Source organism: Methanosarcina sp. A14 (genome assembly GCF_001729375.1).
GTDB classification, from domain to species: domain Archaea; phylum Halobacteriota; class Methanosarcinia; order Methanosarcinales; family Methanosarcinaceae; genus Methanosarcina; species Methanosarcina barkeri.
On the sequence record NZ_LZPK01000346.1, the window covers coordinates 1 to 23,625 of the forward strand.

Consider the following 23,625-nt stretch of genomic DNA (forward strand, 5'->3'; position numbering starts at 1 on the left):
CAGCTTTGTTACATGTTTTTTCAATAGAAGTGCAGCCACATAAGTCAGAGCTACAATTTGTTGAGCTACAATTTACGAAGCTGCAATTTGCTAAGCTACAATTTGTTAAGCTACAATTTGCTAAACTACAATTTGCTTGCTCACAGTCTGTAACGGACTCGTAACTACAAGATGTACATTCCTTGTTACAATCTTTGTTCTGTTTTCCATCTACAATAGGAACGCAGCCACATAAGTCAGAGCTACAATTTGTTGAGCTACAATTTACGAAGCTACAATTTACTAAGCTGCAATTTGTTAAGCTACAATTTGCGAAGCTACAATTTGCTTGCTCACAGTCTATTGCAGACTTTACAGAATTATCACAGGAAGATGCTCCTGCGGTAATTGAAGTTGAGATCATTAATATAAACAAAATAGATCCCATAATTTTTGCAATTGATTTGCCATTAGAATTCATTTTATTCCTCTAGTTCCTCTGATCTTGTTCATCTAACTCAAGAAGATCCGGAACTAAAATTCATCCTTTCAATTATATATATAACAATACTTACATTAAATACGTTATATAAAATTCACAAAAATGGATCTAATACTTCATAACCACTAATAAAGTGATAAAAATAAATTTAAAGCTTTATAATGCTTTATTTACATTTTATAATTATTTACATATTGTAGAACTAAATATTAATTAATTTTATTAAATTTTGATGTTGTTTAGTTCTGTTTAACCGCGTGTGTTTTTGAAATTCTAAAATTGATATAATACATTAAATTTTTCAAAATTTTTTCTTTTCATTTTTTTATTGAACGCGATCACAAAGTGCTTAAAATAGCTGGATTGATAGCTTTAATATATTTTAACGGCAACAATATCCAGCAGATGACAAAAGGAATACTTATTGCAGGAACCCATAGTGGGGTCGGAAAAACGACAGTCTCCATGGGTATCATGGCTGCCCTTAAACACAGGCAGCTAAAGGTTCAGCCTTACAAGGTAGGGCCGGACTATATCGATCCTTCTCATCACACTGCAATTTGCGGGCGCCCTTCAAGAAACCTGGACACATACATAATGGGCACTGACGGAGTCGGGCAAACTGTGGCGCGGACTTCTGCAGATGCGGATATTGTGGTAGTAGAAGGAGTTATGGGACTCTTTGATGGAATTGATTCTACGGAAATTGCAAGTTCCGCGCATATTGCAAAAACCCTTAACCTACCGGTAATTCTGGTAATCAATGTGCATGGTATGTCCAGGAGTACCGCTGCTCTTCTTAAGGGGTATTCTGAGTTCGATCCTGAAGTAAAGGTTGTGGGCGTTATCCTGAATCAGGTAGGCAGCCCAAGGCATGCGGAACTCGTAAGAAATTCACTTTCGGGTAACATTCCTATTGTAGGTATGATCCCAAGAAAGAAAGATATCGAGGTTCCCTCCAGACATCTCGGGCTGTACATGGCCCATGAAAAGGACTACAATACTGAGGAAATGGCGGCTTTTATTGAAGAAAATGTTGACCTTGATGCAGTGATCGAACTTGCTGAGCCTATTTCTGTTCCGGATATCAGACAGATCCAGAAATCCGAAGCAGACCTCAGGATAGGAGTTGCCAGGGACCCTGCTTTTTGCTTTTATTACCAGGATATGTTCGATGCCTTTAGGGATTATGGAGCTGAAGTCGAATTTTTCAGCCCAATGGCAGGAGAGCTTCCAGATGTGGATGGGATTTACTTTGGAGGCGGCTACCCTGAACTTTACGCAGAAGTCCTTGAGAAGTCAGAAACTACCAGAAAACTTAAAGGCCTTGCAGCTGACGGTTTGCCTATCTATGCAGAATGCGGTGGCCTTCTTTACCTCTGCGGGACATATGAAATCGATAACAGAACATATAAACTTGCAGATGTCGTGCCTGCAAACACACGTATGACAAACCGGCTTAAAGCCCTTGGGTATACTGAAGCTCGCCCTCTGGACAAAAACTTCTCTTCTCATAATATAAGAGGCCATGAATTCCATTACTCTATTACTGAATGCGATCGCGATGCAAAGTTTGCATACGAAATGCTGCGCGGAAAAGGTATACAGGATGGTTTTGATGGCATTATAGAGCACAACACCCTGGCAGGCTATATGCATTCTCACCCTGCTACCTTCCCGGTAGAAAAATTTGTGGAAAAATGCAGGAAATACCGAAGAAAGTAAATATTTTTTAGAATAAAGCACAGATTTAGGATCAGTACAGTTGCTTGCAACGCAAGCAACTGTTAATTTTTATATATTTATTAAAGGTGTTATCTAGAGTTTTCATTGAATTTTTTAACCGGACTATTGAAGTTTTCAACCGGATAGTAGCATTTCCTTTTAGGTTTTGCTTAAAAGTTTTTTAGAAACGTTTTCAAAAATATTTATAAAATTTATAGTTATTTCCGTTCCGTTTCAATAGCATAACAGCTTGGAATTTTACAACTTGGGATTTTAACTTTGTTTAGAGTTTTTATTAACCTTTAAGAAAAAACACTTTCAGCCTGTTAGGCTAGGATTAATAATGTCCGAAGTAACTTACAAGTTCCAAGTAATTTTTGGCACGGAGAAGAATAAACTAGAAGAGAACGCACCAGAAGAGAATACACTTAAAGATAACTCAGTGCAAAAGAATACAATAGAAGAGGTATCATATTATTTACAAAAGGAGAAAATAAAATGAGATTTATATGCCCACTTATTGTTGTGAATAATATAGAGACTTCCAGAAGCTTTTACGAAAACGTCCTTAATCAAAAGGTACAGTGCGATTTCGGTGAGAATGTATCATTTGAAGGCTGCTTTGCTATACACTTGAAATCACATTTTTCAGATTTGATAAATATAAACAAAAATGATATTGTTCAAAAATCAAATAATTCTGAACTGTATTTTGAAGAAGACGATCTGGATAATTTCCTTCAAAAGCTAAAAGGTATTGACTCCATCGAATATGTGCATGAACTAAAAGAGCAGCCATGGGGTCAGCGAGTTATCAGATTTTATGATCCTGATATGCACATTGTCGAGGTTGGCGAACCTATGGAAAGCGTAGTAAAAAGGTTCTTGAGTAAAGGCTTATCAATTGAAGAAACCATAAAACGCACTCTAATGCCAGAGGAATTTGTCAGACAATGTTTGTAGATAAATAAACTAGTTTTAAAATCAAAATTACGAGTTGGCAGTGAAAAATTTCGTTCTCAACTACGTAACTGGAGTACTAAAAGCCTTATTTTACAAAGAAGCGATGGTACAGAGGTTTAAACGAAAATAAAAAGGGCGAGCGTTCACTTCATCTCATACCTAAACGCTGGAGTATTCGTAACCTTCCGCGCTCCCGATGTAATAATATTACTAATTTACAGTACTTAGCAAAAGTTATTATAGGTTTTGATGAATACCATCTTTAAACCTTTGACAATCCACTCCTGTTGATCTTTTTGTAAAGTTGGAGAAGTACTACTTTTCCCGATTAATCTGAGTTCAAATACTGGCTTTCTAAATATTAAAAACATAAATTTATCCTGACTTCCTTCAATTAGGTTTCAATAATCTTCAAATAAGTCGGTATTGTTTTCAGATTAAGTTCGCACAATGATTTGTACTTTGTACTTAATCGAGTTTATGCACAGGTTTTTAGGAAGGAATTAAAAATGGCTTTGAAACCCAGAATTACAGAATCTCCTCAGGTTCGCTTGATTGACCTTAAGTCAAAACCTTTCTTTATTGTAGCTTCCGTAGAGGTTGGAAACACTACAACCAAATGTATTCTTACAGCTACCAATATGGAAACTGCAAGAACTCATATTATAAATAAGGTCGTACGGATGACCAGAGATGTCCGTCCCCCTAAACCAGGAGAAGTCGTATTCGGAAGGACACTTACCGGTGTGGAACTCACTCGTGAATCCGTTGCAGAACTGGTACGTGGAACCCTGACCGAATCAATGGAAAAAGCAAGTCTGGATATAAAAACCGATCTGGACTTTGTGGTTCGTTCCACTGGAGTTGTTGCAGGTTTTGATTCTCCAGAGGAAGTGGGTGAGTTTATTAAAGCTCTGGCAGATGGCTGCCTGATGGCAGGAGTTCCCCCGAAAAACATGACCCCACCAATGTCTGTTTCAAATATTCCCAAAAAATTCCAGAAATACAGTAAACTGGAAAAAGTAATTTTTGATGGGGCTGTAGCCGGTGTACTACCTCCTATAGGTTCTACTGGCGTCGAAATCGTTGCAAATGAGATGGAAGGAGAGCTTGCAACTGCAGGGATTAAGGAAGCAGCCAAACTTACAGATGTTGATTTCAGGAACCCCTGTATCTCAATCGATTTTGGGACAACCCTTGATGGCAGGATCACAAATTCAGATCAACCGTATGCAAAAACAGTGGGTAACTTCTGTGGCTATGCCGGGGCAATTCCTGACGCAATTATTCGGGGTTCGAAAATTGTGGACTCAAAAGTAGGAACTGCTCTCGAAGTTTTTGAAAAAGAAAAACCACCTTCTTTCTTTACTTTAAAGATGAAGGCTAAAGCGATTGAAGCGTATACAAAGCGCATTCATGAACTTATTATTATAGAACAGGTTACAGGGAACAGAACTAGATACGGAAGTGTGCCTGTAAGGCCTGATGCAGCTGACCAGCTAGGCGTGACACTTATAGGTTGCGATGTAGGAGTAAACGGTTCCGACATGGGTAAACTTAGTGCCATAGGCATGGAAATCTGTAAAACTCACGGGCTTCAGGTTGTTTCTGCTGTCATTGATGAGGTTATGGCAGACGTGGTTTGCAGGTTGATTAAAGTTGCAAAAGAAGCAAACCTTGTTTTTGAGGATACAACTATAGGGATTACTGGCAGGGCAGGGATTACAGGGAACAAACCCAAACTGATCTTGAAATGCCTGGAAAATCTGAATATTGCTCCGAAAATCGATGAGAGAGTAGTCTTCGTAGACGACGGACTTGCCAGAGGAGCAGCCGTAATGGCTCGGTGTATGAATTCTCTTGGTTCGCCGCAAAACCCTCTGGGCGGTAGACACGGTGGAAAATGTATTCTTGCACAGAGAATAAAATTACAGGATAAATGATCTCAAATTACAGAAAAGATGACCTCAAATTACAGGAAAAATGACCTTAAAATGCTGGAAATCCGGAAAATATTTTAGACGTGGAAAAAATCAAAATATTAAAAGAGAAGATTTTTAAATGCAGCAAGAGGGATTAACCTCCTGCTCCTCCACCACCGGCTTTTCCAAGGTCGAAAGCCTGCATTGTTTCTCTCTCTTTTCTGAATCTTTCTTCCAGTTCCTCGGCTGTAAACTCTCTTTCTTCTTTCTTTTCTGTAGTTTTAATTTCAGTTAGTTCCAGGTTTTCTTCCCTGTACCATAGATCTGTACTTTCGAGCAGAACCCATACCTTTCCCTGCTCGTCCTTTTTAATCTCAGTTACGCGGCTGACCGTATCACTGTTTACGTATTTGACGGCATCTCCCGCTTTAATGGGTTTTTTATTTCGCCCTACTGCTGTGATTACTTCAGCATCAGCCATGATCTTACCTCGAAAGCTTCCAAGAAGCTGGTATTTCAGCCCCAAACGTCCTTTATTGAATTTTGCTGCTTATAGGTTATTCAGGCCCTCTAATAAAGTTTATGTGAATTAAGCTCTGGGAATGGTTCGGTAAAACCTTTAAGAAAAAGTTTTATCAAAAACTTTTAAGAAAAAAATTTTATCAAAAACTTCGTGGAAAATATTTTGGATTGAACTTTTGGAAGTCTCTAAGATCAGAGCTTTTTCTAAAGACTTCCAGGGTTCAAAAATATAGGGCTGGTCTATTTCGTCCTCCCTATTTTTAACAGTGATTAATTTCCGACCTGAGATCTCCCATCAGTGCAACTCTTTCGGCATAAGCATTGTGTCTGTGAATGCTTTCCTCATTGGTTTGCTTGATGGTAATTACTGCATTATCAGGAAGGTTGGGAAACTCTTTTACTACGTTGTCTGCCATGGTTCTTACACAATCTTCCACAAATTTTGGGTTCATATGTGCAGTTTCCACAACGACCTTTTCGTCTGCGCGTTTCAAGACCTCATACACACTGGAACTCATAGAGTGATCAATAATGCTGATGATGCTTTCAAGGGAAACATCAAAATCATGTGCTACCTTGATTGATATAATTCCTCTTCCTCGCTGGTTATGGGTAGCCATGGGAACCCTTTCCAGGAATTTTACAATCGTATCATTATCGACTCCAAGTTTGGAAAGCTCATTTGCAGCTTTATCTCGCATAATCTCCTGAGCACAGGGGCAGGCTGTCATTCCTACAACTTCGGCACCTATCAATTTTTTTACATCAAAATAGTCATCATCGCCCTGTCCTCTTACAGCTGATGCTTCAGCAAAGATATTCACTACTTCCTGGCATTTGATCCCGGTAGCAGGGGATGCACGCCTTATCATATATTCGCTTGTCATCCGAACTTCGGCCTGATTGGCGTATTCATGTCTGCCAAGCAAGTTGTGTGCGATATCACTGCAAAGCTGCTCAAGTTCGTATACGGGCATACTGAGTATTTTTTCCAGTACCTCATCTACAGCTTCGAAGTTCCTTGAAAGATTTGCTCCCTTTCGGTCCGAGGGCAGGTCAACAAAAACGTCAAAAGTTGAAATAAGTACGATAGGACGTTTGTCTTTTCGCTTGATTTCAACGAGTTTTTTAACATTTGTTACCCCGACACGGGTAAGGTTTATAGCTATACTTGGTTTGCTGGCCTGGACGTCCGGGAGGTTGAAAGTGCAATGTTCCATAATTAACCAGATCCATAAAAAGATGAATGTTTGATTTTGTAAAATGAATCTTGATAAACATGCAATTTTATTCCATTTGGAAAAATATAATGATCATAAGGAGTTATAGCATGTAAAGTTTGTGCTTTTAGGGGAGTTTTCGAAATACACAATAAAACTTAAATTTCTGAATTTTCCAAAACTGATTTCCTAAAACATATTTTGGACTGCATTTCTAACAAGATATAATTATTTAAATATTTCCCATTTTGCCAACAATATTGAAAAATTTAGTATATATACTACTCGCTAATTGAGGTGAATTTCGCATAAAACAATAACTACAGGCAACATCCTGAAGAAAGATTTTATATACTTTAAAACGTAATCAGTGTCTAGCAATACATTTGCGAGGTGACCTTTATGTCCAACACAAGAAATTTTGTTTTACGAGACGAAGAAGGCAATGAGCACGGCGTTTTCACAGGAAAACAGCCTCGACAGGCTGCCTTGAAAGCTGCAAATAGGGGCGATGGGACTAAATCCAATCCAGATGTCATCCGCCTCAGAGAACGCGGGACAAAGAAGGTGCACGTTTTCAAGGCATGGAAGGAAATGGTTGAAGCTCCTAAAAACAGGCCTGACTGGATGCCCGAGAAAATCAGCAAGCCCTTTGTCAAGAAAGAAAAAATAGAAAAAATAGAATAAATCTGACAAACATAATTTTTCTCACATGCCCTGAAATAGGGTTCTTTCTTTTTCTTTAATATTCAGAAAAGGAATTAGCCTGGACTGGTCTTTAATTTTTAATACTATCCGGGCTGGCTTATTTCCAATGTTTTTTCAAAATTAATTTTTTATTCTTATTTTTTTACATGTGACTTATAGTTTTCACCAGAATCTTTAACGATAAGTTTAAAAATAGATTTTCTGATTCCTACATCATGGAACTGAAGAGAGAGAACGTGCTTATTGAAGCCCTGCCTTATATGCAGGAGTTCTATGACTCAATCATGGTTATAAAAGTGGGCGGAAATGCAATGGTTAGCGCCCAGATCATGGAAGATATTATAAAAGATATTGTGCTCCTGCGCTATGTGGGAATCAAACCTGTTATTGTACATGGGGGCGGGCCTGAGATTACGGAAAAAATGGCGCGGATGGGCAAGAAAGCTGAGTTTTGCCAGGGCTTACGTATTACAGATGACGAGACAATGGAAATTGCCAGGATGGTACTTGTCGGAAACATCAATACCAAAATTGTATCTCTTATTGGTGTTTGCGGGGGGAAAGGTATTGGACTTACCGGATACGATGGAAGAATGATCCTTGGTCATAAGCAGGCTGCAAAAAAAGTAGTAATTGATGGCATTGAGACTGAAGTTGATATAGGTTGGGTTGGGGAATGTGAAGTAATTAATCCTGATATTCTCCATATAGTACTTGAAAACGGTTACATTCCTGTGATTTCTCCTATTGCTGTGGATGCGAAAGGCAATGCCCTGAATATTAATGCCGATATAGTAGCAGGTGACATTGCTGCAGCTTTGCATGCTAAAAAGCTTATTCTGATGACTGATGTCTCAGGGCTGCTTAGAGATATAAATGATCCCAGTAGCCATATTTCCCGTGTAACTCTGGACGATATCGATCACCTTATCGATGAAGGCATTATACAGGGAGGCATGATCCCAAAACTCAAAGGCGCAGCAGTTGCAGTAAAAAACGGGGTTGAAAGAGCTCATATAATAAATGGAAGCGTTTCTCACTCCATGCTTCTTGAACTCTTTACTGATCGCGGAATCGGAACCATGGTTCATAAGTTCAAAAAGCCAGAAGATTAACTATAAACGACCCGGCAGCTTTATAACTACCTCTAGTTTCTGATTAATTTAGATAAAAGAGTTTAAGAGGTATTTATGAATCTACTTATCAGGCCTGTCAGGTTAAATGATGCTCAGGACATTAATGAGATGCGGAGGCAAAAAGAGGTTAGGGCACACACCCTTGCCCTCCCTACTGAAACCATTGAATTTACAGAAGGATTCCTGAGGAGTATGGGCGGTGACGACCATATACTGGTATCCGAATCAGAAGGAAAAGTTGTCGGAATGGTAGGGATACATCTTCTAAAGGGTATCAGGCAGAGACATTCAGCCTTCCTTGGGATTATGGTAAGGACTGAATATCAAAGTCAGGGTATTGGGAAAACCTTGATGGGAAACATTCTCAACCTTGCAGATAACTGGCTTATGCTAATAAGAATCGAGCTTGATGTTACTGCAGACAATGAAAAAGCTATCAGCCTTTACCGGTCTTTTGGTTTTAAGATTGAGGGAACAAAAAAATACGCAATAATGAAGGATGGGAAGTACGCTGATCTTCTCATGATGGCCAGGTACAATATTCCCACTCAGTTCAAGTAAAAAAGTTTAGATAAAAAAGAATTTTTTACGGTTTTTAATCTAAAATGGGTGCTCCGTAGGTAAAGTCTTCAAGTTCCAGGACTTTTCTCCAGAGTTCTTTGCATTCACAGTCTGTTTTGCTGAGATCCTCCGGATTCTGAGTAAGTGAAAAAGTCCTGAGAGAGTCTGCGACGTCTGAACTGCAGATTTTACAATTGTGAGGGCCGCGTTTTGAGCCTGCGCCTACCGGATCGGACATAAGAGGAAGGTCTGGATGAGCGGCTTTTGCCCTTTGCAGGATTTCTACAATACTCCAGAGCCAGGGAGGACGATATTGTCCTTTTTCCCAGAGCGCTTCGACAAGGGTGCCTTTCTGGACATTGCAGAGGTTGATTGAGATTGTGTCAGAGTAAGGGGCCGCATCATCTATGGAACGGATAATGTCCTCAATGGCCTGGCGTTCTGAAAGAAAGAGAGGTTTTAGCATAAGGTAGGCTTTAACAGTTACTCCCTTTTTCCTTGATATTTCTGCGGCGCGGACAAAATCCCTGAAGGTAAAACCTTTATTAATAGAGTCACTGCGGATTCTGTCCGAGCTTGTTTCCAGCCCAACAGCCAGCTCAAAGGGCTTATTTTTCAGGATTTTGAGACACTCCTGCACATTCTCTTCAGTTACGAAGTTAGGGCGGGTTTCCGCAAGTACCTTGACTACTCTGGGATCATCTGCAAGAGTTTTGAGGATTGCATCTCTTGCCTCAGGAGGAACCTCATGCTCGTCAAGAAAACTGCCTGATGTGAAAATTTTTACCATAAACTCAGGGAATTTTTCAGCTTTCTTCATTGCTCTTGCAAGCTGGGCCTTGTAATCCTCCAGAGTTGGAGGTTCACTTGCGCAGTCATAGACATAACCGCACATAGTGCACCCTCCGGCTTTTCCCCATCTGCATCCTGCGCTCTTGAAGATTACAGTTAAAGTCTTTACCTGAGTTTCATTTACCAGGTCGACTCCTGTCCAGCTTGCTGCAGGTTCATTGGTAGGAGAAGGTCTAACTTTAATCCGCTGTCGGATTTCCATTACTGCTTTATTCAGTGTCATGGGCGTAAAAACTCGCTTTGTGGCTTGCTTCATATTGTAAAAAAGATTTGAAGCTGAGAGCCAGCTTCATTATTCATTCCTTACATTCTGTACTTTACTTTAATTCTATACTTTTTCTTTTACTCGTTCTTTATTATTCTATACTCTTTCTTATTATAGTCTAGAAACCTAATTCCATTTAAGTGGCCTGTGCTTCATTCAAATTCGATAGTTGCAGGCGGTTTTGGTGTGATATCATAAACCACCCTGGCTACTTTCGGGATTTCAGAGGTGATTCTGGATTCCAGTTTTTTGAGTACATCCCAGGGAAGCTCGAGCGCTTCTGCAGTCATTCCGTCTCTGGAACCTACAGCCCTTACAGCTATTATCCAGCCGTAAGCCCGGATATCTCCCTTTACGCCTGTTCCCTTGCCAATCACAGCGGCGAAAGTCTGCCAGGGGCAGAACCTGTCAAGAAGTTCCTCTTCAACTATAGAGTTTGCTTCCCGTGCAACCTCAAGTTTCTCCTCTGTAACTTCTCCAAGAATCCGCACAGCCAGGCCAGGTCCGGGGAAAGGCATCCTTTCACAGATTTCGTCAGGTAGCTTGAGAGCCCAGGCAACTTCCCTAACCTCATCTTTGTAAAGGTCCTCTATGGGCTCAACGATCTTCTTGAAGTCCATTACGCTGGGCAGTCCTCCAACATTGTGGTGGGATTTGATTCCACCTTCGGACTCGATTCTGTCAGGATAAATCGTTCCCTGGATAAGATAATCTGCTTCAAGTTTCCTTGCTTCTTCTTCAAAGACCCGGATGAAAGTCTCGCCTATAGCCTTCCTTTTCTCTTCAGGGTCAGTTCTGCCTTTCAGGGCTGCAAGGAACCTGTCCTTTGCATAGACAATATCCAGGTTCATGTGGGAAAAAATATGCTTTATCCTCTCGGTCTCCCCTTTTCTCATGAGCCCTGTGTCAATATAAATTGGTTGCAGCCTGCCTCCTATTGCCCTGTGAGCCAGTTCCGCACAAACAGAACTGTCCACGCCGCCTGAGAGCGCAATAATTGCTCTCCCGTCCTTTATTTCCTTGCCAATTTTCTCAACTGCTTTTGGAATGAATTTTTCGGGTTTTACCATTGAAATGCTCCTTAAATGATGCTGAACTGAAAATCCTTTGAAAAAATGATCGTGATCAGTAAAGACTATCAGAATTATCTGTATTTGATTATTTTAGTGTGATATATGAGTATGATATATGAGTATGATATATGATTTTGTGCATGGGAGTTTTGATATTTAAAGGTATCATAAAAGAAGTCTTCAGATAAATAAAACCATTTCACTTCTACGGATATGAAATCAAATTTTAAATGTATTTTCTTCATATGGAAGCTATAAACGGGAAACTAATTTTTTAATTTCCAGTTCTAATTTTGTTTTATATCTTACTGTCCAGTAACTTACTGGCTGGTAAGATAACTGCAAAAGGAGTTGAAATCTATTTCCTGAAGACTGTATGGAAAACTAAGCTTGATAAGAAAAGCAAGTATTCTACACAGGCAGAAATTTACATATACTCTTTCCAGAAAATTAAAAATTATAATTATATACAAAGCTTTTCCAAAAATATTTTTACTAAAATACAGGAGAGGAATTGGTGATAGGAATGGGTAGTGAGAACTATGAGCTTATCGATAAGCTTGAAAGCATTGCAAAGTCCCTGGAAAGCTTGGCAGAGTCACAGAAAAAAATAGCTGAAGCACTGGTGTGGATAGTAAAAGACAAGGAAGTTATATACTGAAGTGGGCGAAATTTTGGGAATAAGGAAAAATGTACCAGGAATGGAAAACTGCAGAAAACTGAAAACATAGCTGGTTGGTAGAAAGGATTATCTTAAGAGGAAGATAAGAAGTGCCTGGGTGTAGCCGCACTCCTTATCTCCCTATCTTTACCTCAGATCAAACATTAATAATGCTGACGCTAGAAACCAATAAACCACTTGCTTATTACCACTTTTCAATCCTTTTCCGACTTTTCCTAATTTGGGGATGTGATTTTCCTTTCTAAACGTTTTACTAATTTGGGGATGTGATCCTCCTTTCTAAACTTTTACCTAATTTGGGGATGTGATTTTCCTTTCTAAATCATTTTTTGAACTTTAACATCCTGATAGATCTCTTACATGCATCCAGAGCTTACAGCTAATACATCCGAATACTTTCACCCCGGACACCTGCAACTTAAATATGATGAGCTTAAAACATCACAACGTTATGATTTCATACATGACACATTTTATACTGATATCTAATTCCTCTCTACACGGGAATAACCTACCATAAAGGAATAGTTTCATAAAAATAGGAACAATTTTCATAAACGTAGAGAAAATCTGTTATAAAAATTAGAATGTTAAGGATACAGCTGTGTATGAGAGCATATCCATACCTTAATTTCCCTGGATCTTCTGGGGTTTATATTCTGGCATGACATTGATTCTACAGATCAGGGGGATTCGAAAGCGAGCACTGAGTATGATTTCTTGAAGGCAAGTAAACGTGAGCTTGAGCCAATGCCTTCCCTATCCGCCAGAATGTATTCAGCCCTGCACCAGTATTTTGGATACACTTCCTTTCGCCCGTTGCAAGAGGAAATTATAAGGGATGTTCTGAAGAGGAAAGATGTTTTTGTTCTCATGCCTACCGGCGGGGGTAAATCGATGTGCTACCAGCTGCCTGCCCTTCTCATGGAAGGAGTTACGGTTGTTGTATCTCCTCTGATCTCTCTGATGAAAGACCAGGTTGACGGGCTTGAAGCAAACGGAATTGCTGCAGCCTGCATGAACAGTACCCAGAGCGCCAGAGAAAACCGGGATGTAAAGATGGCTTTTCTCGAAAACCGGTTAAAAGTTCTTTACGTTGCTCCTGAAAGGCTTATGATGCCAGGAACCCTTGCCTTTTTAAAGAAAGGAAAGGTCAGCCTCTTTGCAATAGACGAAGCGCACTGCATTTCCGAGTGGGGGCATGATTTCCGGCCTGAGTACAGGAAATTGAAACTTTTGAGGGATTCCAAAACAGGCTTTCCTGATATCCCAATTATTGCGCTTACGGCAACAGCCACAGAAAGGGTTCGAGAAGACATCATATCACAACTCAATCTTCATCTTCCTCCGGAAAAAGGTCCTTACGTAGCCAGTTTTAACCGGAAAAACCTTTACTATGAAGTCAGGCCAAAGAAAGAGACCTTTTCCGAGATTACTGACTACCTGCGCAGACATAGAGGTGAAGCAGGAATAATCTACTGCCAGAGCCGAAATAGTGTCGAGGCCCTTACAAAAAAACTGAACCTTGCAGGTTTCAGGGCCCTTCCCTACCATGCAGGGCTTTCGGATACCGAGAGAAACCGAAACCAGGAGATGTTCATTAAAGATGACGTGGACATCATAGTAGCTACAATCGCTTTTGGGATGGGAATTGATAAGTCCAACGTACGTTTTGTAATACACTATGACCTTCCCAGAAATCTTGAAAGCTACTATCAGGAAACCGGAAGAGGAGGAAGGGATGGAAGCCCATGCGAATGTATTCTTTTCTTCAGCAGAGGGGACCGTTTCAAGATTGAGTACTTTATTTCACAGAAGACAAATGAAAAAGAGAAGGAAATTTCTCTGGTGCAGTTAAGGCAAATGGTAGCTTATTGCGAGGGAAATAAATGCAGGCGCCAGACTTTGATGGAGTACTTTGGTGAAGAGCTATCAGAACCCTGCGGGAACTGTGACTGCTGCCTTACTCCGAAAGATACCTTTGACGGAACTGAAGCTGCAAAAAAATTTATAACCTGCGTCCAGGAACTGAACCAGCGTTTTGGTACTAACTATGTTATTGATGTCCTCACAGGCTCAAAGAATAAAAAGATCCGGCACAACCGTCATGAAAGATTGAAAAGTCACGGCAATGGCACGGAGTTCACAAAAGAACAATGGAAATCATTAGCTTCCGAAATGATAAACACCGGTCTTCTGGATGTAAGCGGGACAAAGTATCCTTTATTGAAGCTTAACGCCATGAGCAGAAAAATACTGAAAGGACTGGAAAAAGTAGAACTTGTCTGCCCTGAAGGCTTTGTTCCTGAAGCTGAAGAAAGTTCCGTGCCTTCTACAGCGGTCGGTACAAAAGGCAAAAAAGCCGATGATCTAAGTTTCTCTGAGGAAAAGGCTTTTCCAGAAAAATTTTCAGTTGCTTCTGACATCCTGAAAGCTTCAGAGGCGAAAAAAACTGAAATGTCCGGAAAAGAGCCTGATCCTATCCTTTTTGAGCGGTTAAAAGCCCTGAGAAAGGAAATTTCTCTTAAGAGAAATCTTCCTCCTTACATTGTTTTCTCTGATACTTCCCTTAAGGAAATGGCTACAAGATTTCCACATAACCTTGAGGAGTTCCATTCCATTACAGGAGTTGGAGAGCATAAATTAAAAAAATACGGGGATATTTTTCTCAAAGAAATCGAAAACTACTGCAGAGATTATAGTTTGGTTCCCGCTGACAAACCTGCTGAAAAATCTGCTGAAAAACCTGAACAATTAGAGGTTGCCTGTAAAGACTCTGAACAAAAGGGAATACGCTCGAAAGAAATTGCTCAAAATGATGAAAATCCCAAAACTGAGGTTGAGATATTCGGGACTAAAATGCCCAATCCCGAGTCTGACAACATCAACAGCCTGGAAACCTGCAACTTACAGACAAAAAGGGCAAGGTATCTGGATACGAGCATTCAGGACTGGTCAGAGCAGAATTCTTCGGCAGGCGGCTTCAGGAAAATAGACGCAGCAGAGATCTCGCCTGAATTAGAGGTTGCAAGTGTCACCAGATCGGATATTTCTACCTCCAGTTCTTTTGAAACGGATTCTCTGCAAAGAACTTTCTCTCTTTTTACGAAAGGGCTTGGAATCGATGAAATTGCTGATATCCAGGGTACGAGTACTAGAGACATTTTCAGGCAACTTGAACAGCTCACTCTTTCTGGAAACGTCAAGGTTATTGGAGGACTTTTACCTCCCAAAAGACAAAAACAGATAAATTCTACCCTGAAAAGCTTAGAAGTTGAGCTGGATTCCCTACTTCGGACAAGGTTGGGTGAGAACTGTCCGGAAGAAGAAATGAAATTTGTCAGGGCCCTCCTTCTGTCCAGAATCTGCTTTTCCCAGTCTGAAGACAGCAAGTAAAAACCTTTTCTGCAAATTTCGCTGTTTTTCTTCGATTTTTATTCTCACTGCTTTTTTGTTTTCACTTATGTTTTCTTATTGAGCTGATCCCAAAACTCAAAATGATTTTTCTGAATCCCAGATCTACAATAAGTAATAGATTTTCTGATCACGAAAATAATTTTTAAATTTTACTAATTTGAGGATAAAATTAGTTTTGGGATGGACTAGTTTTTAGTCTGAGTTTCTGAAATGGGGTCATTCAACGTTTTTCCCATTTTTTCAGGTTCATAATCTCAGACAGCGTCCCGCCTCTTTTGATTTCATCAAAGAGTCTTTTTTCTGTTTTATAAACTTCTTTTGCTCTTCTTGCCAGCTCGTATGCCCTCTCTGATGGAATTACCACAACACCACTTTCATCGCCCACTATATAATCTCCTGGCTTCACGGTCTGGCCACCACAGGTAATTTCAGCATTGATTTCTCCAAAACCTTTAGGATCTCCGGCGTTAGGTACTGTATTGCTTGTATAAATCGGAAGTCCCAATGTTTCGACTTCGTCAATATCCCTGACAGCACCTTCTATTACCAAGCCTGCAATTCCCTTGTTCAAGGCGCTCCAGGTCGCAAGCCCTCCCCAGCAGGCAACATCTTTATTTTCGTTGTAAATAACGATTACGTCCCCTTCTTTTGCAATGTCAATTGCTTCCACGGGTTTTGCCCAGTCTCCGGGAAAAGTCTGCACGGTAACTGCGGTTCCTACCATTTTTCCTCTTACCAGAGGATGAATGCCTTTCATTGCACCTTTCCGGTGCATGGCATCAGAAATATTTGAAGTGGAGACTTCCGTAAGAATTTCTCTGATTTCCTGGTCTACGGTGCTGACACTGCAGATTTCTACAGCGTCTGGGGAGTCAACACTCTGCCGAATTTTTCTTGCAGCTTCGGTTACGTTGTCAGAATGGGTGATATTCCCTCCGACAATTACAACCTTTGCTCCGGCCTTGACAGCTTGCACTGCACTATTTGCATCAAGCCCTCCAGCGACTGCAAGCTGTACGTTGACTCTCTGTGAAATTTCCCTGAGAAGTGCTATGGGGTTTCTTCCCATCATCTGCTGGTCTATGCCTATGTGTACATTAACATAGTCCACGCCCAGAGCCTCAAGTTCAATGACTCTTTTTACAGGATCCGGAGCCGAAATGAGGTCTGCCATTAACCTGACGCCGTATTTGTGGGATGAACGGAGTGCGTCAAGTAATGTAGAATCATCTGCACTCCCTAGCACAATAACGACATCAGCCCCGGCTTTTGCTGCCATCTCAACTTCTATAGCGCCTGTATCTACAGTTTTCATGTCTGCCAGAATCGTCCGGTCTGGAAAAGCTTTCCTCATGGTGCGGATTGCGTCCATCCCCTCACTTTTGATTAGAGGGGTTCCAATTTCAATCCAGTCCGCACCTCCTGCTATTGCCTCTTTTGCAATCTCTACCGCACGATCCAATTCCAGAAGATCAAGTGCAACCTGAATTATGGGAACTATAGTATCACCTCAAGCGGGAAATAGGAAAAGCTGAAATTTTCAAATATTTTTATATCAGCTGTCCTGTGTGTTTTCATTTCTGTTTTACTCCGGATTTATTCTTTCGGACTTCCGGGTTTTATATCGGTTCTTTTAATTTAATTCTCTTAAATGTATCCTTTTATTTTTACTCTAATGATCTAATTTTATATGTGAGTTTTTCATTACCTATATTTCTTTTTATTTACGACTTATTTTGTGTTCGTGATGTTGTTTTGTATTTGACATTCATTGATAAAGAATAAATATTAGCCAGTTATAAAAAATAAATATTAGCTAATTGTTGCAGAAATTTGATTAATGCTATAATATTTACTGGGGGAGGACAATGGAAAAGAACCTTGGAATATCCGAAAAGAATGCTTCTGGAAATTATATTACGGATGAGGAACGCAAGCAGTTGCTTTCGGCTCTGCATTCTCGCCTTTTCTGGGTAGGTCAGCGTATCCCGGATCATGTTGAGGTTGAGGGAGAAACTTATCCTCTACACAACTATGTATGGGAACTGGTTCAAAAAGAAGAACTCAGTGAATCTGAGAAATCCAGGATAGATAAATGCATTGAAATGCTTTCAGCAAAAGAAATGAAAGATGAAAAAGAACTTGAAGAGGAGTCCCTTACTTCGGAAGAATCAAGAAATCTCTATCATGAGACTGCAGGCTTATTGCGTGCAATCACAAATTTGAAGGAGATAGAGAGCGGAATCTTCAAGCAAAATACGAAACGCTTTCAGGAACAGTTCGCTAATCAGAGGGTTAGAGACGCAAAGCTCTGGCTTGAATTCATTAATAAAGTGTCGAAGTAACGTGTTAGCACTGAAAGTAACGTGTTAGCACTGAGATACAAGACAGGATTTAATTTCCTTCAATACTCTTAGAAATTTATGGAGCAAAGGTTATATCTCTGGGAACCACTTTATGAAAACAGGATGTCATTTAAGAACAGAAACGTCATCTCTATGAAGGACTTTTCGCGGAAAGAAATCGATCACGTTCTGGATACGGCAGAAAAGCTTGAGCCTGTAGCCAGAGGCGAAGAAAGGTCCCGGTTGCTGGATGGAAAAATAATAGCTCTTCTTTTTTTTGAACCAAGCACAAGGACAAGGCTGTCTTTTGAATCTGCCACGCAGAGACTTGGAGGGCAGGTTCTCAACCTGGGTTCTGTGGAAGCAAGTTCGGTAATGAAAGGAGAAAATCTTGCCGATACTATTCGCGTAATCAGCAAATATGCAGATCTTATAGTGTTGCGTCATCCTCTTGACGGGTCAGCACGAATGGCTGCGGAATTTGCAGGTGTTCCTATAATCAATGGTGGAGACGGCTCTTTACACCACCCTACACAAACTTTCCTTGACCTCTATACCATTCGCAGGGAAAGCCATCTAGAAGGTCTGAAGATCGCTATGGCAGGAGACCTGAAGTATGGAAGAACAGTTCATTCCCTATGTCATGCCCTATCTCTTTACGGAGCTGAAATAACTTTAGTCTCGCCTCCTGAACTCAGGATGCCCCAGGAAATTATCAGGGATCTTCAAAAGAATAATATTCGAATTAGAGAAAACGATTCTCTTGAGGAAATAATTGACGATGTTGAGGTCCTTTATATGACAAGGGTTCAAAGAGAACGTTTTCCTGATCCTGAAGAGTATGAGAAGGTCAAAAACAGGTTGAAGGTTACAGGTGACCTGTTGAAAAACGCAGACTCTAGCCTTAAGATTCTTCATCCTCTCCCACGGGTCAACGAAATCTCTCCTGAAGTAGATTCAACACCGTATGCATGTTATTTCAAGCAGGCTTTTTATGGGGTCCCTACACGAATGGCACTTCTCGCTCTTGCCACGGGAGTGATTGAATGAAGGAAAAAAGAGACCTGAAGATTCAGGCAATTGAAAATGGAACAGTGATCGACCATATAAAGGCTGGGCAGGCCTTGAATGTTCTGCGTATACTTGGAATTTCCAGTGCTTTTCGAGCTACTATCAGCTTCGTTATGAATGCACCCGGTGCAGCAGGCATAAAAGACGTTGTGAAGATTGAAGGTAAGGAACTCAGCGTCGAAGAGCTTAACAGGATTGCTCTTATATCTCCGAAGGCCACTATCAATATTATTAGGGATTTTGAAGTAGTTCAGAAAAATAAGGTTGTACTTCCTTCTTATGTTGAAGGTGTTGTACGCTGTATCAATCCAAACTGTATTTCTAATAGCAGTGAACCTATAAAATCCAAATTTTCCGTGGTCCAGTCCGAAGAAGACGGGGTAACTCTACGCTGTCTTTACTGCGAGCATGTAATTTCAGAAAATATAGCCGAAAATTTGCTGTAAATGAAAATCTGCTGTAAATATGTGACTTTCTGTGAGCTAAAAATCAATTTTTGTTTTTATCTTGAGGTTCTCTTACAGGACTGAAGTGATCGAGAATTAATTCACAAGATATTATTTCAGTGTAGTTCGAATATTATCCATTCGAATATAATTTTGCAGTTTTAACTGCTAGTATCTTCAGGGGAAATTGCTCATGATAAAAAGAGATAATGATACGGAAGAGGCAGATGAAGAATATATTGGGTATGAAGAGCGGAATAAGCTACTCTGGAGTCTCAGGAGTGATTTTGCCTGGGCAGGAAAGAAAATCCCTAAAAGCGTGGAGATTGATGAGCGCGAGTACAAGCTCAGGGACATGATCCGAGAGCTGAGCGAGAAAGAATCACTGGATACAGATAAAGCTGCCGAAATCAGAGCTCTTATCCCAAAATTGAATGAAAAATCAAAAGTAGACGAAGAACTGCTAGAGACCGAAGAGCTTACAAAAGTAGAGGCTGAAGCCCTCTATGAAGAAGCAACTGGGCTTCTGCGTGCTTCAATGGAATTAAAAGACAAACTTGAGGGGAAAGGTGGGGAAAAAAGCGTCGATGAGTTTAAGCGTATGCTCAATACCCAGAAAATAGCGGACGAAAAGCGCTTTCAGAATCTTATTAAAAGTTTAAAGTAATGAGTTTGTTTGTGATTTCTTCAGTGATTCCGGCTTCAGGGAATTTCACTTTCAGAATAGTCTTTTGATTTTCAGAATAGTCTTTTGATTTTCAGAATAGTCTTTTGATTTCTTTTTTAGTTTCAATTTTCTACTCATTCTTATTTTTGAAGGTAGACATAATTTCTTCCGGTTCGTCGGTATAGAATTCCAAATTTAAGTTTGAGCGTGTAGTAAGTTTAAGGATCTGTTGATAGGGCACTGTGAGTTCGAAGATATAAAAATAAATAACAAGAACTATGCAATTATCCAGAAATCTACCATAACTGAGCTTAGTTTTATGAAAGCTGGAGCTGCTTCCATCTGCAAATCTCTAGTTATACTTTCTATGGTATGAGGTAGTTGAATTGCAAGGACAACAAGGAGAAACAAACGTAGTGGCCAACGTAAAGAATTACCTTTGTTCTTAGATACTGAAGTCTACACGATATCCTCTTTCTTTAATACGAGAGACCTGAATATATGCCTGCAAATGATTATTTTTTCAGGAATTAACAGTACAGTAGTACGATTATAAAGAATAAAAGCCAAAAAAGCCAGATAAAGGATTAAGGAAGAAAAAAAATCGAAAAAAGAGCCTACTGGACTGCATAATCCCAAAATTAAACTGATTACTAACGCTGTAACGATGATTTATACAATTCCATAGCCTATATACAAGTCCCGCCCTTTCAGAACCTTACTTTCTTGCAGACTTGCAGTAGAGAGTGCCAGCCAGCTTCTGCTTTCCGGTTTGAAACCAGAAAAGTAGTTTTCTTGCTTTTCTTTTCTAAGAGAATTTTCATCGGGCACCAGCTCATCAGCTTTCTGAATTATTTCACAAAAATCATTTAATGTCCTTACAAATGCCTTTCAATAGATGATTTAATCTCTGCAGCCGAGTTTTCATCCGTGATCAATGAATAGTAAGAATCCCATTCGTACCATTTTTTGTGTTTGGTCTTGATATATAGCTGCATATTCAAATTCTCTAATTGGGTTTTTTGCTTTCTCGCTGCAAATAGAATGAGGGGAAGCAGTGAGACCAATAGCAGAGGTATTTTCCATTCCCCTTTTACTACAGCCATATAGACCACAAATCCGCAGAAAGCAATTTCTCCAATTCTCAGGAGAAGGGACATTTCCTTTGAACGCTTTTCAAGCCTGTATGATGTTATTCTTTCAATTTCTTCATAAGGAATGTCAAGCTTCTTTAATCTAAAGGCCTGGAGGTGTATTCCTGATCCATCTACCAGAACTGCCGCCTCGAAGGTTTTGAGAACTAATAAGTAACAAGGAATGTTAAGCAAGAGGAGACCGACCAAGAAGAGAGAAATATCTTCTACATGAGTCATAAGCAAGTTGAAGCATATTACAAAAAGCAAAATAAATAGAAATGTATTTGCAGAGAAGATCACGTTTGTGGTTTGGAATTCCAAGATGTTTACTGTTTTCCCAGGAATTGTGGCTGTGTTCGCAAAGTCGTAGAATCGTTTTGTCTGCTGTGTTGTTTTCTTGCAGGCTGGGCACCAGCCCATCAACTTCCGGACAGTTTCAGAAAAAGCCATTTTGTAAACTCTCACAGATGCCTTTCAATAGATGATTTTATCTCTGTAGCCGAGGCTTCATCCGTGATCATGGAATTGTAAGAGGCCCAGGTCCACTTATGCCACTTTTTGTGTCTGGTTTTTATATGAAGCCGTGTATTTCCATTCCAAAATCGGGTTTTTTGCTTCCATTCCGTGATAAATACAAAGGGAAACAGGGAAACGAATAGTAGAAATATATTCCATTCTCCTTTTACTACAGCCATGTAGCTCAAGAATCCGCAAGTGGCAAATCCTAAAATAATCAGAGGAATGTATATTTTCTTTGATTTTTTATTAATCCTGGTAACTGTTACACTTTTTATATTATTATAAAGTATTAGCTTTTTAAATATGAAAGCCTGCAAGTGGACCCCCACTTCGTCTACCAGAACTGCCGAGTCGTAGGTCTTGAGAGCTAACAAATAACAAGAACAGCTGAGCAGGAAAAGAACTGCCAGAAAGAGGGGCATGCCCCACAGATATTTCAGTAATAGGAGCAGGTTGAAACTTGTCATAAGAAATATCATTATTAGAGATATGTTTGCAGGAAAAACTACATTTGAAGTTCGGGGTTCCGGGAGATTTCCTGTTTTTCTGGAAGCTGGTATCAAATTTTCAGAGATAAATGGGGATTCTATTTTCGGTACCATATTCTTGCAAACCGGGCACCATCCCATCAGCTTATTTATATATCTGGACTCCCGGCTCATAGTTCTTCCCCCTTTTCTCCAAGGACATACAACTTTTGCTGTCCCTTTTTTCTTTTCATATACATTTTCATATGGTTTTTCCTCTCCCAGTAAATTAGCTGGAAATAGAAGCTCCACATAAGAACAAGAGTTCCTGATACGAAAGAGTCCAGTGCCTGATCATTAAGAAGATGAGCTGCATGAGACGAGATATAGGGCAAGAAAGCCATGAGCAAAGTGAAACCCAAAAATAGGAATAAGAGCACACAGGCAAATGTTTTTCTAAAGGAAGGAGAAATGACAGGATTTCTTTTCACGGCATCGTATTGATGCATCTGTTTTTTCCAGCCGAGCAAATAGATCGGTAAAGAAAGTGAAAGGCCAAGAAGGAAAGTCTCTGTATTTATACCTTTTAGAAATAGGTTTGTATAAACAGGAGTAAAGAAAATCGGTAGCAGTAGGAGTTGGGTATCAAGCCTGGAATGCTGGCTTGGAACTGTCGGACTTGCTTTTTTCCTTCCTGATAGATCGTTTACTTCAAAATTAGCAGAACTAATTCGGGTTTCAGCTTCAAGTGCTTTTGCATTAGGGCACCAACCCATCAGCTTTTTGATCTGATCAAAAACAAAAGTCTTATTGGACATTTATTTACTCTCCCGAATTATGTATGACTTTTTCCACTTTCCATAACTTTTGTCGAAATAAATTGTTTTGTGGTTCATTTTCTGCCAATATATTAGCTGGAAATAGCTAAGCCACATTACGACTAGGAAACCACTCATAAATGAAATTATTACTTGCATAGAATGGTTCCTTTCCACATCTCCAGAAAAAATCCAATAAAAAAGAAATGCATAAAAAATTAGATTCATTATTTGAGATACTTTTTTCATGAAGGAGTTATCACAAATGTGTTTCTGTGCGAGAGTGTCGTATCTGCGCATCTGCTTCTTCCAGTCAAAGACAATAACTGCTACAGAAATGAAAAATCCTGCAAGTAAAAAGGCTAGATTTAGACCCAGGTGATTAATCGCCAGGAGATATGCAAGTGTAAATAAAATGTTAATCAGGATAGTGTAAGCACTCGTTTTCCGAAGCCATCCGGGATTTTTTTGATCCACATTATCTCCTTTTTCTCTATCCGGGATACCAGATTCAAAAATTTCAAAGTTAATGTGCTGTCTGGTTTCAGATGTTCTGGCATTAGGACACCAGCCCATCAGTTTCCTTATACTTTTTGTGAATACATTCATTGTCATCTTTCCCTCCACTT

The 23,625-nt window shown here is 39.8% G+C and carries 22 protein-coding genes; 12 read left to right on the forward strand and 10 right to left on the reverse strand.

What is annotated here, in order from left to right:
• Window positions 1–886 precede the first annotated feature (886 nt).
• From A9239_RS14815 to A9239_RS14825, 3 genes are all read left to right on the forward strand, one after another.
• Window positions 887–2,206: a cobyrinate a,c-diamide synthase gene (locus A9239_RS14815; RefSeq protein ID WP_048157195.1), complete on the forward strand. Its 1,320-nt coding sequence runs from the start codon at window positions 887–889 to the stop codon at window positions 2,204–2,206.
• Between the two features lie 498 nt (window positions 2,207–2,704).
• The gene (locus A9239_RS14820) at window positions 2,705–3,169 is read left to right on the forward strand and encodes a glyoxalase/bleomycin resistance/dioxygenase family protein (RefSeq protein ID WP_048156545.1); all 465 of its coding nucleotides are present in this window, start codon (window positions 2,705–2,707) and stop codon (window positions 3,167–3,169) included.
• Window positions 3,170–3,678: 509 nt separating this feature from the next.
• Window positions 3,679–5,112, forward strand: coding sequence for a methanogenesis marker 14 protein (locus tag A9239_RS14825; protein ID WP_048122407.1), 1,434 nt, complete (start codon window positions 3,679–3,681; stop codon window positions 5,110–5,112).
• Window positions 5,113–5,245: 133 nt separating this feature from the next.
• On the opposite strand, the gene A9239_RS14830 is transcribed toward A9239_RS14825, so the two are convergent.
• Both A9239_RS14830 and mptA read right to left on the reverse strand, forming a co-directional pair.
• Window positions 5,246–5,572 (reverse strand): DUF2098 domain-containing protein, encoded by a 327-nt coding sequence (locus tag A9239_RS14830; protein ID WP_048123635.1) that lies wholly within the window; start codon window positions 5,570–5,572, stop codon window positions 5,246–5,248.
• A gap of 301 nt (window positions 5,573–5,873) precedes the next feature.
• Entirely contained in the window at window positions 5,874–6,833 is a 960-nt protein-coding gene (gene mptA, locus A9239_RS14835; RefSeq protein WP_048122409.1) for a GTP cyclohydrolase MptA, read from the reverse strand.
• A 402-nt stretch (window positions 6,834–7,235) separates the two neighbouring features.
• On the opposite strand from mptA, the gene A9239_RS14840 reads away from it, so the two are divergent.
• The 3 genes from A9239_RS14840 to A9239_RS14850 all read left to right on the forward strand — a co-directional run bounded on the left by A9239_RS14840 (window position 7,236) and on the right by A9239_RS14850 (window position 9,238).
• Window positions 7,236–7,520, forward strand: a complete 285-nt coding sequence (locus tag A9239_RS14840; protein ID WP_048122411.1) for a non-histone chromosomal MC1 family protein — start codon at window positions 7,236–7,238, stop codon at window positions 7,518–7,520.
• 236 nt (window positions 7,521–7,756) lie between these two features.
• On the forward strand, window positions 7,757–8,656 hold the full coding sequence (gene argB / locus A9239_RS14845; protein WP_048122413.1) for an acetylglutamate kinase: 900 nt from the start codon (window positions 7,757–7,759) through the stop codon (window positions 8,654–8,656).
• A 75-nt stretch (window positions 8,657–8,731) separates the two neighbouring features.
• Window positions 8,732–9,238: a GNAT family N-acetyltransferase gene (locus tag A9239_RS14850; RefSeq protein ID WP_048156549.1), complete on the forward strand. Its 507-nt coding sequence runs from the start codon at window positions 8,732–8,734 to the stop codon at window positions 9,236–9,238.
• A 34-nt stretch (window positions 9,239–9,272) separates the two neighbouring features.
• Here A9239_RS14850 and A9239_RS14855 read toward each other — a convergent pair whose 3' ends face one another.
• Complete coding sequence (locus A9239_RS14855; protein WP_048156552.1) at window positions 9,273–10,313, reverse strand: archaeosine biosynthesis radical SAM protein RaSEA; 1,041 nt, start codon at window positions 10,311–10,313, stop codon at window positions 9,273–9,275.
• A 194-nt stretch (window positions 10,314–10,507) separates the two neighbouring features.
• Window positions 10,508–11,425, reverse strand: a complete 918-nt coding sequence (guaA, locus tag A9239_RS14860) for a glutamine-hydrolyzing GMP synthase (protein WP_048122419.1) — start codon at window positions 11,423–11,425, stop codon at window positions 10,508–10,510.
• Between the two features lie 520 nt (window positions 11,426–11,945).
• On the opposite strand from guaA, the gene A9239_RS19720 reads away from it, so the two are divergent.
• On the forward strand, window positions 11,946–12,089 hold the full coding sequence (locus A9239_RS19720) for a hypothetical protein (RefSeq protein ID WP_155396538.1): 144 nt from the start codon (window positions 11,946–11,948) through the stop codon (window positions 12,087–12,089).
• Window positions 12,090–12,860: 771 nt separating this feature from the next.
• A complete protein-coding gene (gene recQ, locus A9239_RS14870; RefSeq protein WP_052712975.1) occupies window positions 12,861–15,506 on the forward strand; it encodes a DNA helicase RecQ in 2,646 nt (881 codons plus the stop codon).
• A 241-nt stretch (window positions 15,507–15,747) separates the two neighbouring features.
• Here recQ and hxlA read toward each other — a convergent pair whose 3' ends face one another.
• The gene (hxlA, locus tag A9239_RS14875) at window positions 15,748–17,028 is read right to left on the reverse strand and encodes a 3-hexulose-6-phosphate synthase (RefSeq protein ID WP_141706481.1); all 1,281 of its coding nucleotides are present in this window, start codon (window positions 17,026–17,028) and stop codon (window positions 15,748–15,750) included.
• Between the two features lie 367 nt (window positions 17,029–17,395).
• On the opposite strand from hxlA, the gene A9239_RS14880 reads away from it, so the two are divergent.
• The 4 genes from A9239_RS14880 (at window position 17,396) to A9239_RS14895 (ending at window position 20,056) form a co-directional block, all read left to right on the forward strand.
• Window positions 17,396–17,872: a DUF5788 family protein gene (locus A9239_RS14880; RefSeq protein ID WP_048122421.1), complete on the forward strand. Its 477-nt coding sequence runs from the start codon at window positions 17,396–17,398 to the stop codon at window positions 17,870–17,872.
• Between the two features lie 123 nt (window positions 17,873–17,995).
• Window positions 17,996–18,922: an aspartate carbamoyltransferase gene (pyrB, locus tag A9239_RS14885; RefSeq protein WP_048123638.1), complete on the forward strand. Its 927-nt coding sequence runs from the start codon at window positions 17,996–17,998 to the stop codon at window positions 18,920–18,922.
• Entirely contained in the window at window positions 18,919–19,389 is a 471-nt protein-coding gene (gene pyrI / locus A9239_RS14890) for an aspartate carbamoyltransferase regulatory subunit (RefSeq protein WP_048122422.1), read from the forward strand. The genes pyrB and pyrI overlap by 4 nt, the downstream gene beginning before the upstream one ends.
• A gap of 193 nt (window positions 19,390–19,582) precedes the next feature.
• The gene (locus tag A9239_RS14895) at window positions 19,583–20,056 is read left to right on the forward strand and encodes a DUF5788 family protein (RefSeq protein ID WP_048156559.1); all 474 of its coding nucleotides are present in this window, start codon (window positions 19,583–19,585) and stop codon (window positions 20,054–20,056) included.
• A 672-nt stretch (window positions 20,057–20,728) separates the two neighbouring features.
• On the opposite strand, the gene A9239_RS19725 is transcribed toward A9239_RS14895, so the two are convergent.
• The 5 genes from A9239_RS19725 to A9239_RS14915 are packed head-to-tail and all read right to left on the reverse strand — an operon-like array spanning window position 20,729 to window position 23,611.
• A complete protein-coding gene (locus tag A9239_RS19725; protein WP_155400479.1) occupies window positions 20,729–20,887 on the reverse strand; it encodes a hypothetical protein in 159 nt (52 codons plus the stop codon).
• Window positions 20,888–20,934: 47 nt separating this feature from the next.
• Window positions 20,935–21,642, reverse strand: coding sequence for a DUF1673 family protein (locus tag A9239_RS14900; protein ID WP_048157206.1), 708 nt, complete (start codon window positions 21,640–21,642; stop codon window positions 20,935–20,937).
• Between the two features lie 11 nt (window positions 21,643–21,653).
• Window positions 21,654–22,373 (reverse strand): DUF1673 family protein, encoded by a 720-nt coding sequence (locus tag A9239_RS14905; RefSeq protein WP_048122430.1) that lies wholly within the window; start codon window positions 22,371–22,373, stop codon window positions 21,654–21,656.
• Window positions 22,370–22,996, reverse strand: a complete 627-nt coding sequence (locus tag A9239_RS14910; protein ID WP_048122432.1) for a DUF1673 domain-containing protein — start codon at window positions 22,994–22,996, stop codon at window positions 22,370–22,372. Before A9239_RS14910 ends, A9239_RS14905 begins: the two co-directional genes overlap by 4 nt.
• The gene (locus A9239_RS14915) at window positions 22,997–23,611 is read right to left on the reverse strand and encodes a DUF1673 domain-containing protein (protein ID WP_329957092.1); all 615 of its coding nucleotides are present in this window, start codon (window positions 23,609–23,611) and stop codon (window positions 22,997–22,999) included. It abuts the gene before it with no gap.
• Between the last annotated feature and the right edge of the window lie 14 nt (window positions 23,612–23,625).